Source organism: Enterobacter sp. S-33 (assembly GCF_028735835.1).
Taxonomy (GTDB): domain Bacteria; phylum Pseudomonadota; class Gammaproteobacteria; order Enterobacterales; family Enterobacteriaceae; genus Enterobacter; species Enterobacter vonholyi.
Window position 1 is genome coordinate 840,689 of the sequence record NZ_CP117838.1, and the last position, 13,899, is coordinate 854,587.

The 13,899-nt window shown below is 54.6% G+C and carries 10 protein-coding genes; all 10 read left to right on the top strand.

Features of this window, described 5'->3' with window-relative positions:
* Window positions 1-15 precede the first annotated feature (15 nt).
* The gene (gene bamA, locus PUP35_RS03890; RefSeq protein WP_111963993.1) at window positions 16-2,433 is read left to right on the top strand and encodes an outer membrane protein assembly factor BamA; all 2,418 of its coding nucleotides are present in this window, start codon (window positions 16-18) and stop codon (window positions 2,431-2,433) included.
* A 122-nt stretch (window positions 2,434-2,555) separates the two neighbouring features.
* Window positions 2,556-3,050, top strand: coding sequence for a molecular chaperone Skp (gene skp, locus PUP35_RS03895; protein WP_045907838.1), 495 nt, complete (start codon window positions 2,556-2,558; stop codon window positions 3,048-3,050).
* Between the two features lie 3 nt (window positions 3,051-3,053).
* Entirely contained in the window at window positions 3,054-4,079 is a 1,026-nt protein-coding gene (gene lpxD / locus PUP35_RS03900) for a UDP-3-O-(3-hydroxymyristoyl)glucosamine N-acyltransferase (protein ID WP_111963991.1), read from the top strand.
* A 102-nt stretch (window positions 4,080-4,181) separates the two neighbouring features.
* Entirely contained in the window at window positions 4,182-4,637 is a 456-nt protein-coding gene (gene fabZ / locus PUP35_RS03905; protein ID WP_010426706.1) for a 3-hydroxyacyl-ACP dehydratase FabZ, read from the top strand.
* Between the two features lie 3 nt (window positions 4,638-4,640).
* A complete protein-coding gene (lpxA, locus tag PUP35_RS03910) occupies window positions 4,641-5,429 on the top strand; it encodes an acyl-ACP--UDP-N-acetylglucosamine O-acyltransferase (RefSeq protein WP_023310462.1) in 789 nt (262 codons plus the stop codon).
* Window positions 5,429-6,577 (top strand): lipid-A-disaccharide synthase, encoded by a 1,149-nt coding sequence (gene lpxB / locus PUP35_RS03915; protein ID WP_127729666.1) that lies wholly within the window; start codon window positions 5,429-5,431, stop codon window positions 6,575-6,577. The genes lpxA and lpxB overlap by 1 nt, the downstream gene beginning before the upstream one ends.
* The gene (gene rnhB, locus PUP35_RS03920; RefSeq protein WP_008501897.1) at window positions 6,574-7,170 is read left to right on the top strand and encodes a ribonuclease HII; all 597 of its coding nucleotides are present in this window, start codon (window positions 6,574-6,576) and stop codon (window positions 7,168-7,170) included. The genes lpxB and rnhB overlap by 4 nt, the downstream gene beginning before the upstream one ends.
* Before the next feature lie 38 nt (window positions 7,171-7,208).
* Window positions 7,209-10,691 (top strand): DNA polymerase III subunit alpha, encoded by a 3,483-nt coding sequence (gene dnaE / locus PUP35_RS03925; protein ID WP_111963989.1) that lies wholly within the window; start codon window positions 7,209-7,211, stop codon window positions 10,689-10,691.
* Window positions 10,692-10,703: 12 nt separating this feature from the next.
* Window positions 10,704-11,663 carry an acetyl-CoA carboxylase carboxyl transferase subunit alpha gene (accA, locus tag PUP35_RS03930; RefSeq protein WP_111963988.1) on the top strand — a complete coding sequence of 320 codons (960 nt, stop codon included), beginning with the start codon at window positions 10,704-10,706 and terminating at the stop codon, window positions 11,661-11,663.
* Window positions 11,664-11,763: 100 nt separating this feature from the next.
* A complete protein-coding gene (locus PUP35_RS03935; RefSeq protein WP_274242114.1) occupies window positions 11,764-13,896 on the top strand; it encodes a lysine decarboxylase LdcC in 2,133 nt (710 codons plus the stop codon).
* Window positions 13,897-13,899 lie beyond the last annotated feature (3 nt).

Sequence of the window (13,899 nt, forward strand, 5' to 3'; positions counted from 1 at the left end):
GAACGCATAATAACGATGGCGATGAAAAAGTTGCTCATAGCGTCGCTGCTGTTTAGCAGCGCCACCGTATACGGTGCTGACGGGTTCGTAGTGAAAGACATTCATTTCGAAGGCCTCCAGCGTGTCGCCGTTGGTGCGGCCCTCCTCAGTATGCCTGTACGCCCCGGCGATACGGTTAATGATGATGATATCAGTAACACCATCCGTGCTCTGTTTGCCACCGGCAACTTTGAGGACGTTCGCGTCCTGCGCGATGGTGATACGCTGCTGGTACAGGTAAAAGAACGTCCAACGATCGCCAGTATCACTTTCTCCGGTAACAAGTCGGTGAAAGATGACATGCTCAAGCAAAACCTTGAAGCATCGGGTGTTCGTGTGGGTGAATCTCTGGACCGCACAACCCTTTCAGACATTGAAAAAGGTCTGGAAGACTTCTACTACAGCGTCGGTAAATACAGCGCCAGCGTGAAAGCGGTTGTTACTCCGCTGCCACGTAACCGTGTTGACCTGAAGCTGGTCTTCCAGGAAGGTGTTTCTGCGAAGATCCAGCAGATCAACATTGTCGGCAACCATGCGTTCAGCACCGACGAACTGATCTCCACCTTCCAGCTGCGCGATGAAGTGCCATGGTGGAACGTGGTAGGCGATCGCAAATACCAGAAACAGAAACTGGCGGGCGACCTTGAAACCCTGCGCAGCTACTATCTCGATCGTGGCTATGCGCGTTTCAACATCGACTCGACTCAGGTCAGTCTGACTCCGGACAAGAAAGGCATCTACATTACGGTTAACATCACTGAAGGCGAGCAGTACAAGCTTTCTGGTGTTGAAGTGAGTGGTAATCTGGCGGGGCATTCTGCTGAAATCGAATCGCTGACCAAAATTCAGCCAGGCGACCTGTATAGCGGTTCCAAAGTAACCAAAATGGAAGACAGCATTAAGAAGCTGCTCGGCCGCTATGGTTATGCCTATCCGCGCGTACAGACTCAGCCTGAAATCAATGACGCGGATAAAACCGTTAAGCTGCATGTGAATGTTGATGCGGGCAACCGTTTCTACGTGCGTAAGATCCGCTTCGTCGGTAACGACACCTCCAAAGATTCCGTTCTGCGTCGCGAAATGCGTCAGATGGAAGGCGCATGGTTGGGTAGCGACCTCGTTGATCAGGGTAAAGAGCGTCTGAACCGTCTGGGTTATTTTGAAACGGTGGATACCGATACCCAGCGCGTACCGGGCAGCCCGGATCAGGTTGATGTCGTTTATAAAGTGAAAGAGCGCAATACCGGTAGCTTCAACTTCGGTGTGGGCTACGGTACTGAAAGCGGCGTCAGCTTCCAGGTCGGCGTGCAGCAGGATAACTGGCTGGGTACAGGTTACTCTGTCGGTATTAACGGCACCAAAAACGACTACCAGACCTACTCTGAGTTCTCTGTAACTAACCCATACTTCACCGTAGACGGTGTGAGCCTGGGCGGTCGTATTTTCTATAACGACTTTAAAGCAGACGACGCGGATCTGTCTTCTTACACCAACAAGAGTTACGGTGTAGACGGTACGCTTGGCTTCCCGGTTAACGAATACAACACCCTGCGTGCGGGCTTAGGTTACGTGCATAACGACCTGTCCAACATGCAACCTCAGGTGGCGATGTGGCGTTATCTGGACTCTATCGGCCAGTCAACCAGCAAAACTGGTCATGACAATGGCTTCGCGGCGGATGACTTCACCTTTAACTACGGTTGGACCTATAACCGTCTCGACCGCGGCTACTTCCCAACGGAAGGTTCTCGCGTCAACCTGAACGGTAAAGTTACAGTTCCGGGTTCCGATAACGAGTTCTATAAGGTCACGCTTGATACCGCATCCTACTTCCCGATCGATGACGATCATAAGTGGGTGGTTCTGGGTCGTACCCGTTGGGGCTATGGCGATGGTCTGGGTGGCAAAGAACTGCCGTTCTATGAAAACTTCTATGCGGGTGGCTCCAGCACCGTTCGTGGTTTCCAGTCCAACAACATTGGTCCGAAAGCGGTTTACTACGGCGGGAACGACAAAGATAACTGTAATAAGTCTTCCTCTTCCGAAGTCTGTAGTTCTGATGACGCGGTGGGCGGTAACGCCATGGCCGTTGCCAGCCTGGAGTTCATCACGCCAACGCCGTTTATCAGTGATAAATACGCGAACTCGGTCCGTACGTCCTTCTTCTGGGATGCAGGTACCGTGTGGGATACCAACTGGCAGAATACTGCCCAGATGCGCGCAGAGGGCGTTCCAGACTACAGCGATCCGAGCAATATTCGCATGTCTGCCGGTATCGCATTACAATGGATGTCACCGCTGGGGCCGTTGGTCTTCTCTTACGCCCAGCCGTTTAAGAAATACGATGGAGACAAAGCGGAGCAATTCCAGTTTAACATTGGTAAAACCTGGTAATAATCCGCTGCAAAGGAATGCGTTGGCAGTGTAGCGCTGACAACTGGCGATCGGTAACACGGTCGCCTTGCCACGCAAAGAACGGTACCTTCTGGTGCCAATGGGATGGTAAGGAGTTAATTGTGAAAAAGTGGTTATTAGCTGCAGGTCTCGGTTTAGCGATGGCAACTTCTGCTCAGGCAGCAGACAAAATTGCAATCGTCAACATGGGTAATTTGTTCCAGCAGGTTGCACAGAAAACAGGTGTTTCTGCGACTCTGGAAAACGAATTCAAAGGCCGTGCAAGCGAACTGCAGGGTATGGAAAACGATCTTCAGTCCAAAATGCAGCGTCTGCAGCGTGATGGTTCTACCATGAAAGCAAGCGACCGCAGCAAGCTGGAAAAAGACGTAATGGCTCAGCGCCAGACGTTCTCCCAGAAAGCGCAGGCTTTCGAGCAGGATCGTCAGCGTCGTTCTAACGAAGAACGCGGCAAGCTGGTGACTCGCATTCAGACCGCTGTTAAAGCAGTGGCTGCCGATCAGAGCATCGATCTGGTTGTTGATGCGAACGCCGTTGCTTTCAACAGCAAAGATGTTAAAGACATCACTGCTGATGTTCTGAAACAGGTTAAATAAGTAATGCCTTCAATTCGACTGGCTGATTTAGCTCAGCAGTTGGATGCAGAATTACACGGTGATGGCGATATCGTCATCACCGCTGTTGCGTCCATGCAATCTGCTAAAGCTGGCACGATTACCTTCATGGTAAGCCCTAAGTACCGTGAGCAACTGGCTCAATGCCAGGCGTCAGCTGTTGTACTGACGCAGGACGATCTTCCATTTGCCACTGTAAGCGCGCTGGTAGTGAAAAACCCCTACCTGACGTATGCACGCATGGCTCAAATTCTCGATACCACGCCGCAGCCGGCCCAGAACATTGCTGCCAGTGCAGCGATTGATGCGACGGCCAGGCTGGGTAACAACGTCGCCGTTGGCGCGAATGCGGTTATCGAATCCGGCGTTGTGCTGGGCGATAACGTCGTCATTGGCCCAGGTTGCTTCGTTGGGAAAAATACGAAAATCGGCGCCGGGACCCGTTTATGGGCCAACGTGTCCGTTTATCATGACGTTGAAATTGGCGAAAATTGCCTCGTCCAGTCCAGCACCGTGATTGGTTCCGATGGCTTTGGTTACGCTAACGATCGCGGTAACTGGGTTAAGATCCCGCAGCTTGGTCGCGTTATTATTGGCGATCGCGTAGAGATCGGCGCCTGTACCACCATTGACCGTGGCGCGCTTGACGACACGATCATTGGCAATGGTGTTATCATCGATAACCAGTGCCAGATTGCGCATAACGTTGTGATTGGCGACAATACCGCGGTTGCGGGTGGCGTCATCATGGCAGGCAGCCTGAAAATTGGCCGTTATTGCATGATTGGCGGCGCGAGCGTGATTAATGGCCATATGGAAATATGCGACAAGGTCACCGTGACGGGAATGGGCATGGTAATGCGTCCTATCACTGAACCTGGCGTCTATTCCTCCGGCATTCCGCTTCAGCCCAACAAGGTATGGCGTAAAACAGCAGCTCTGGTGATGAACATTGATGATATGAACAAGCGCCTCAAGTCTCTTGAGCGTAAGATCGATCAACAAGATTAAGCGTCATCCGTTTAACGCTATTTTTCCCGGCCTGTCGGCTTTCTAATAAACCGGCAGGCCGTGTTATTATTGTTATCAGTACATTTTGACAGGAAGAGTATTTTGACTACTGACACTCATACTCTGCATATTGAAGAGATTTTAGAACTTCTGCCGCACCGCTACCCGTTTCTGCTGGTAGACCGTGTGCTGGATTTTGAAGAAGGTCGTTTTCTGCGCGCAGTGAAAAATGTTTCCGTGAACGAGCCGTTCTTCCAGGGGCACTTCCCTGGGAAGCCTATCTTCCCGGGTGTGTTGATTCTGGAAGCGATGGCTCAGGCTACCGGTATCCTGGCGTTTAAAAGCGTCGGTAAACTGGAGCCAGGTGAGCTGTATTACTTCGCGGGTATTGATGAAGCGCGCTTTAAGCGCCCTGTCGTGCCTGGTGATCAGATGATCATGGAAGTCACTTTTGAAAAAACGCGTCGTGGCCTGACTCGCTTCAAAGGCGTAGCGCTGGTTGACGGCAAAGTTGTTTGCGAAGCGACGATGATGTGTGCTCGTAGCCGGGAGTCCTGATACGTGATTGATAAATCCGCCTTTATTCATCCTACCGCTATTGTGGAAACCGGTGCCATCATTGGCGCTAACGTCCATATTGGCCCGTTTTGTATTGTTGGACCCCATGTCGAAATTGGTGAGGGTACAGTACTGAAATCTCACGTTGTCGTGAACGGTCACACGACCATTGGCTGCAATAACGAGATCTATCAGTTCGCTTCCATCGGCGAAGTTAACCAGGATCTGAAATATGCTGGTGAGTCGACCCGTCTGGAAATTGGCGATCGTAACCGTATTCGCGAAAGCGTCACCATTCATCGTGGAACAGTACAGGGTGGTGGGTTGACGAAGGTGGGCAGCGATAACCTGTTTATGGTTAATGCGCATATCGCGCACGACTGTACCGTAGGTGACCGCTGTATTCTTGCCAACAACGCAACGCTGGCAGGACACGTATCGGTTGATGACTTCGCAATTATTGGCGGCATGACCGCTGTCCATCAGTTCTGCATCATTGGTGCGCACGTGATGGTTGGCGGATGCTCCGGTGTGGCGCAGGACGTCCCACCGTATGTGATTGCGCAGGGCAACCATGCCACGCCGTTTGGCGTGAACATCGAAGGCCTCAAGCGTCGTGGTTTTAGTCGCGAAGCGATTACTGCCATCCGCAACGCGTACAAACTGCTGTACCGTAGCGGTAAAACGCTGGAAGAGGCGAAGCCGGAAATTGCCGAGCTGGCGAATAAGCACCCGGAAGTGAACGCGTTCATGGAATTCTTTGACCGTTCCACAAGGGGTCTGATTCGTTAATGGTCGACAGTCGTCCGCTTACGATAGCCCTGGTCGCCGGAGAAACCTCCGGCGATATTCTTGGTGCCGGTCTCATCCGCGCGCTTAAGGCGCGTGTACCCAATGCTCGCTTTGTCGGCGTTGCTGGCCCGCTAATGCAGGCCGAAGGCTGTGAAGCCTGGTATGAAATGGAAGAGCTCGCCGTGATGGGCATCGTTGAGGTGCTGGGGCGGCTACGCCGTTTGCTGCACATCCGCGCCGATCTCACCCGTCGTTTTACCGAACTCAAACCCGATGTGTTTGTCGGTATCGATGCGCCTGATTTCAACATTACCCTCGAAGGGAATCTGAAAAAGCAGGGTATCAAAACGATTCACTACGTCAGTCCGTCCGTCTGGGCGTGGCGACAGAAACGCGTTTTCAAAATCGGACGGTCCACCAACCTGGTGCTGGCTTTTCTGCCTTTCGAAAAAGCGTTTTACGACAGATTTAATGTTCCGTGCCGTTTTATCGGTCATACCATGGCGGATGCGATGCCCTTGGATCCGGATAAAAACGCGGCGCGCGACGTGCTGGGCATTCCCCATGATGTGCACTGTCTGGCCTTGCTGCCGGGCAGCCGTGGCGCAGAAGTGGAGATGCTGAGCTCCGATTTCCTCAAAACAGCGCAAATTCTTCGCCAGACGTACCCCGATCTCGAAGTGGTCGTGCCGCTGGTGAATGCCAAACGCCGCGAGCAGTTTGAGCGTATCAAAGCGGAAGTCGCCCCGGATCTACACGTCCGTCTTCTGGACGGGAAAGGGAGGGAAGCGATGTATGCGAGCGATGCCGCGCTGCTGGCCTCCGGCACGGCGGCGCTGGAATGCATGCTGGCGAAATGTCCGATGGTGGTCGGTTATCGCATGAAGCCGTTCACTTTCTGGCTGGCAAAACGTCTGGTGAAAACGGATTATGTCTCCCTGCCGAACCTGCTTGCCGGGCGCGAGCTGGTGAAAGAACTGCTGCAGGATGAGTGCCAGCCGCAGGCGCTTGCCGATGCGCTGCTGCCGCTGCTCGCCAACGGCAAGACCAGCCACCAGATGCACGATACCTTCCGCGAACTGCATCAACTGATCCGCTGTAATGCTGATGAGCAAGCGGCCGATGCGGTGCTGGAGTTAGCAAAATGATGGAATTTGTTTATCCTCACACCCATCTTGTGGCGGGCGTGGACGAAGTGGGTCGTGGTCCGTTAGTCGGGGCAGTGGTGACCGCTGCGGTGATCCTCGATCCGGCTCGGCCGATCGTCGGGCTGAACGACTCTAAAAAATTGTCTGAAAAGCGCCGGCTGGCGCTGTTTAGTGAGATTCAGGAGAAGGCGCTGGCCTGGAGCCTGGGGCGCGCTGAACCGCATGAAATAGATGAACTGAATATTTTGCACGCCACGATGCTGGCGATGCAGCGTGCGGTAGCGGGCCTGAAAATTTCCCCGGAATATGTCCTGATTGACGGCAACCGCTGTCCGGCATTGCCCATGCCTTCAATGGCGGTCGTCAAAGGCGATAGCCGGGTCGCAGAAATTAGCGCAGCTTCTATTATTGCCAAAGTGACGCGCGACGCCGAAATGGCCGCGCTGGACCTCACTTACCCTCAGTACGGTTTCGCCCAGCACAAGGGGTATCCCACACCTTTCCACCTGGAGAGGCTGGCTGAACATGGCGCAACCGAACACCACCGGCGCAGTTTCGGCCCGGTGAAACGCGCGCTGGGACGGGTGTCCTGAATCAATACGCAAGCAATTAAGTAACGCGGAATCTGAAGATGGCTGAACCACGTTTCGTACACCTGCGGGTGCATAGCGACTACTCCATGATCGATGGGCTGGCGAAGACCGGGCCGCTGGTAAAAAAGGCGGCCTCCCTTGGCATGCCTGCGCTGGCGATCACCGATTTTACCAACCTGTGTGGCCTGGTGAAGTTCTACGGAACAGCGCACGGCGCGGGGATAAAGCCCATCGTCGGCGCGGATTTCCACGTACAGAGCGACCTCATCGGGGATGAACTGACGCAAATCTCCGTGCTGGCGATGAACAACACGGGTTACCAAAACCTCACGCTGCTTATCTCAAAAGCCTATCAGCGCGGATATGGTGCGCTGGGCCCGTGGATCGACCGCGACTGGCTGGCCGAGCTCAACGAAGGGCTGCTGCTGATCTCCGGTGGCCGTATGGGTGACGTCGGCAAATCACTGCTGCGCGGTAACAGCGCGCTGGTGGATCAATGCGTCTCGTTCTACGAAGAGTATTTCCCGGATCGTTATTATCTGGAGTTGATCCGCACCGGTCGCCAGGACGAAGAGAGCTATCTTCATGCGGCGGTCGCACTTGCGGAAGAACGCGGTCTGCCCGTCGTCGCGACAAACGATGTACGCTTTCTCGAACCGGGAGATTTTGACGCGCACGAAATTCGCGTGGCGATCCACGATGGCTTTACGCTCGACGATCCGAAGCGGCCGCGTAATTACTCCGCTCAACAGTACATGCGCAGCGAGGAGGAGATGTGTGAACTCTTCTCCGATATTCCCGAAGCGCTGGAAAACAGCGTAGAGATCGCCAAGCGCTGCAACGTTACCGTCCGCCTCGGCGAATACTTCCTGCCGCAGTTCCCGACGGGTGACATGACCACGGAAGATTTCCTGGTCGCGAAATCAAAAGAAGGTCTGGAAGAGCGTCTGGAATTCCTGTTCCCGGATGAAGAAGAGCGTAAAAAGCGTCGTCCTGAGTATGACGAACGCCTGGACATTGAACTCCAGGTGATCAACCAGATGGGCTTCCCGGGCTACTTCCTGATCGTTATGGAGTTTATCCAGTGGTCGAAAGATAACGGCGTGCCGGTCGGGCCAGGGCGTGGCTCCGGTGCAGGTTCGCTGGTGGCGTATGCGCTGAAAATTACCGACCTCGATCCGCTGGAATTCGACCTGCTGTTCGAACGTTTCCTCAACCCGGAACGTGTCTCGATGCCCGACTTCGACGTCGACTTCTGCATGGAGAAACGCGACCAGGTGATTGAGCACGTCGCCGATATGTACGGCCGTGACGCGGTATCGCAGATCATTACCTTCGGTACGATGGCGGCAAAAGCGGTTATCCGCGACGTGGGCCGCGTGCTGGGCCACCCGTACGGGTTTGTCGATCGCATTTCTAAGCTGGTGCCGCCCGATCCGGGCATGACGCTGGCAAAAGCGTTTGAAGCCGAGCCGCAGCTGCCGGAAATCTACGAGGCGGACGAAGAGGTCAAAGCGCTGATCGACATGGCGCGCAAGCTTGAAGGCGTCACGCGTAACGCCGGTAAGCATGCGGGGGGCGTGGTTATTGCGCCGACCAAAATTACCGACTTCGCGCCGCTCTACTGCGATGAAGCTGGTGAGCATCCGGTTACTCAGTTTGATAAGAACGACGTGGAATACGCCGGGCTGGTGAAGTTTGACTTCCTCGGCCTGCGTACGCTGACGATCATCGACTGGGCGCTGAAGATGATCAACCCGCGCCGGGAAAAGCAGGGTCTTGAGCCGATAGACATTGCCGCCATCCCGCTGGATGACAAGAAAAGTTTCGACATGCTGCAGCGCTCGGAGACGACAGCCGTCTTCCAGCTTGAATCCCGCGGCATGAAAGATCTGATTAAACGTCTGCAGCCTGACTGCTTTGAAGATATGATCGCACTGGTCGCCCTGTTCCGTCCGGGCCCACTGCAATCAGGGATGGTAGATAACTTTATCGACCGTAAGCACGGTCGCGAAGAGATTTCTTACCCGGACGTTCAGTGGCAGCACGAAAGCCTGAAGCCGGTACTGGAACCAACATACGGCATCATCCTGTATCAGGAACAGGTCATGCAGATTGCCCAGGTGCTTTCCGGCTATACGCTCGGCGGCGCGGACATGCTGCGTCGTGCGATGGGTAAGAAAAAGCCGGAAGAGATGGCCAAGCAGCGCTCCATTTTTGAAGACGGGGCGAAGAAAAACGGCGTTGACGGCGAGCTGGCGATGAAAATCTTCGACCTGGTGGAGAAATTCGCCGGGTACGGATTTAACAAATCTCACTCCGCCGCCTATGCTTTGGTGTCGTATCAAACGCTGTGGCTGAAGGCGCACTATCCTGCTGAATTTATGGCGGCGGTAATGACGGCCGATATGGATAACACCGAGAAGGTGGTTGGCCTGGTGGACGAGTGCTGGCGCATGGGACTCAAGATCCTGCCGCCGGATATTAACTCAGGGCTCTACCACTTCCACGTCAACGATGACGGAGAGATCGTTTACGGGATCGGCGCGATCAAAGGCGTAGGTGAAGGTCCGATCGAGGCGATCATCGAGGCGCGTAACAACGGCGGGTATTTCCGCGAGCTGTTCGATCTTTGCGCCCGTACCGATACCAAAAAACTGAACCGTCGCGTGCTGGAAAAACTGATCATGTCCGGCGCGTTTGACAGGCTGGGGCCGCACCGCGCCGCGCTGATGAATTCCCTCGGCGACGCCCTGAAAGCGGCGGATCAGCACGCAAAAGCGGAAGCCATTGGTCAGGCGGATATGTTCGGTGTGCTGGCGGAAGAGCCAGAGCAGATCGAGCAATCTTATTCCAACTGCCAGCCGTGGCCAGAACAGGTGGTACTGGATGGGGAGCGTGAAACGTTAGGCTTGTACCTGACGGGGCACCCGATCAACCAGTACATTAAAGAAATTGAGCGCTATGTCGGCGGCCACAGGCTTAAAGACATGCATCCGACAGAACGTGGTAAAATCACCACGGCTGCGGGGCTCGTGATTGCTGCAAGGGTTATGGTCACCAAGCGCGGCAATCGTATCGGCATCTGTACGTTGGATGACCGTTCCGGGCGTCTGGAGGTGATGCTGTTCACCGACGCGTTGGATAAATACCAGCAATTGCTGGAAAAAGACCGCATACTTATCGTCAGCGGACAGGTCAGCTTTGATGACTTCAGTGGGGGGCTTAAAATGACCGCCCGCGAAGTGATGGACATTGACGAAGCCCGGGAAAAATATGCTCGCGGGCTTGCTATCTCGCTGACGGACAGGCAAATTGATGACCAGCTTTTAAACCGACTCCGTCAGTCTCTGGAACCCCACCGCTCGGGGACAATTCCAGTACATCTCTACTATCAGAGGGCGGATGCACGTGCGCGGTTGCGCTTTGGTGCAACGTGGCGTGTCTCTCCGAGCGATCGTTTACTGAACGATCTCCGTGGCCTCATTGGTTCGGAGCAGGTGGAACTGGAGTTTGACTAATACAGGAATACTATGAGTCTGAATTTCCTTGATTTCGAACAGCCGATTGCTGAGCTGGAAGCGAAAATCGATTCTCTGACAGCGGTAAGCCGTCAGGATGAAAAACTGGATATTAACATCGACGAAGAAGTGCATCGTCTGCGCGAGAAAAGCGTAGAGCTGACGCGTAAAATCTTTGCCGATCTCGGCGCATGGCAGGTGGCCCAGCTGGCTCGCCATCCACAGCGTCCGTACACCCTGGATTATGTCCGCCTGGCGTTTGACGAATTTGACGAACTGGCAGGCGATCGCGCATACGCTGACGATAAAGCTATCGTTGGCGGTATCGCGCGTCTGGACGGACGCCCGGTGATGATCATTGGTCATCAGAAGGGTCGTGAAACCAAAGAGAAAATCCGTCGTAACTTCGGTATGCCAGCACCAGAAGGCTACCGTAAAGCCCTGCGTCTGATGGAGATGGCTGAGCGTTTCAACATGCCAATCATCACCTTCATCGACACCCCGGGGGCTTACCCTGGCGTGGGCGCGGAAGAGCGCGGTCAGTCTGAAGCCATCGCGCGCAACCTGCGCGAGATGTCTCGTCTGAAGGTGCCGGTCATCTGTACCGTTATCGGTGAAGGTGGCTCCGGCGGTGCGCTGGCAATTGGCGTGGGCGATAAAGTGAATATGCTGCAGTACAGTACCTATTCCGTTATCTCCCCCGAAGGCTGTGCGTCCATTCTGTGGAAAAGCGCCGACAAAGCGCCGCTGGCTGCAGAAGCAATGGGCATCATTGCGCCACGCCTGAAAGAGCTGAAGCTGATCGATTCCATCATCCCGGAACCGCTGGGTGGTGCACATCGTAAGCCGGAAGTGATGGCAGCGTCTCTGAAAGCGCAGCTGCTGGCAGACCTGGCGGACCTGGACGTGCTGAGCACAGAAGATCTGCTCAACCGCCGTTACCAGCGCCTGATGACCTACGGTTACGCGTAAGCTTCACAATTATCTGAAAAGCCGCACACTGTTGCGGCTTTTTTTATACCTGCGGTTTAGCCGGGCTATGCTTAGCTAATGTTTTTAAAGGAGGAAGCCCATGAATATCATTGCCATTATGGGGCCACACGGCGTCTTTTATAAAGATGAGCCGATTAAGGAGCTGGAGCAAGCCCTGCAGTCGCGTGGGTATCAGCTAATCTGGCCGCACAACAGCGCCGACCTGCTGAAGTTCATCGAGCACAACCCGCGTATCTGCGGCGTGATCTTCGACTGGGACGAATATGATCTCGAACTGTGCAGCGACATCAACAAGCTGAACGAATACCTCCCGCTGTACGCATTTATTAATACTCACTCAACCATGGACGTCAGCGCCAATGATATGCGTATGGCGCTGTGGTTTTTTGAATATTCCCTCGGCGTGGCGGACGATATTGCGACCCGAATTCAGCAGTACACGAATGAATATCTCGATAACATCACTCCGCCGTTTACCCGCGCGCTCTTCACCTACGTGAAGGAGGGGAAATATACCTTCTGTACGCCAGGCCATATGGCGGGGACGGCCTACCAAAAAAGCCCGGTGGGCTGCCTGTTCTATGATTTCTTTGGTGGCAACACGCTGAAAGCGGACGTGTCAATTTCGGTCACCGAATTAGGCTCTCTGCTGGATCACACCGGCCCTCATCTGGAAGCCGAAGAGTATATCGCCCGCACCTTTGGCGCCGAGCAGAGCTATATGGTGACCAACGGCACCTCGACCTCGAACAAAATTGTCGGGATGTACGCTGCGCCTGCTGGCAGCACCCTGCTGATTGACCGTAACTGCCATAAATCGCTGGCGCACCTGCTGATGATGAGCGACGTCGTACCGCTCTGGCTGTCGCCCACGCGTAACGCGCTCGGTATTCTTGGCGGCATTCCGCGCCGGGAGTTTACCCATGAAGCCATTGAAAGTAAGGTCGCGACGATCCCTTGCGCAAGCTGGCCTGTTCATGCGGTCATCACCAACTCGACCTATGACGGTCTGTTGTACAACACGAACTGGATCAAAAAGACTTTGGACGTGCCGTCGATCCACTTCGATTCCGCATGGGTACCGTACACTAATTTCCACCCGATTTACGCGGGTAAAAGCGGCATGAGCGGCGAGCGCGTGCCGGGTAAAGTATTCTTCGAAACGCAGTCGACGCACAAAATGCTGGCCGCGTTTTCCCAGGCTTCGCTTATTCACATTAAAGGCGAGTACGACGAGGAGACCTTTAACGAAGCCTTTATGATGCATACCACCACCTCGCCGAGCTATCCGCTGGTGGCGTCTATCGAAACGGCCGCGGCGATGCTGCGCGGCAACCCGGGTAAACGTCTCATCAACCGTTCGGTGGAGCGCGCGCTGCATTTCCGTAAAGAGGTGCAGCGGCTGAAAGATGAAGCCGACGGCTGGTTCTTTGATATCTGGCAGCCGGAAGAGATTGATGAGGCAGAATGCTGGCCCGTCTCGCCCGGCGAAGACTGGCATGGTTTCCGGGATGCCGATAGCGACCATATGTTCCTCGACCCGGTAAAAGTGACGATCCTGACGCCGGGCATGGACGAGCAGGGCAGGATGAGCGATGAAGGTATTCCGGCCGCGCTGGTCGCGAAATTCCTTGATGAACGTGGCGTGGTGGTGGAGAAAACCGGTCCCTATAACCTGCTGTTCCTGTTCAGCATCGGGATCGACAAAACCCGGGCGATGGGATTGCTGCGCGGGCTGATGGAGTTTAAGCGAGCCTACGATCTCAACCTGCGGGTGAAGAACATGCTGCCGGATCTCTATGCGGAGGATCCTGACTTCTACCGTAATATGCGCATTCAGGATCTGGCCCAGGGGATCCACAGGCTGATCCGTCAGCACGATCTGCCGCGTCTGATGCTTCAGGCGTTCGATGTCTTACCGGAGATGAAGTTTACCCCGCACAAGGCATGGCAGCGCCAGGTGAAAGGGGAGGTCGAAACCGTTGAGCTGGAAAACCTGGTCGGGCGCGTATCGGCGAACATGATCCTGCCCTACCCGCCGGGCGTACCGCTCCTGATGCCGGGAGAGATGATTACCGAAGAGAGTCGGGCCGTGCTCGATTTCCTGCTGATGCTTTGTTCGGTAGGGCGTCACTATCCCGGTTTTGAGACGGATATCCACGGTGCGAAGCGCGACGAAAACGGCGTTTACTGGGTGCGAGTCCTAAAATAAGGG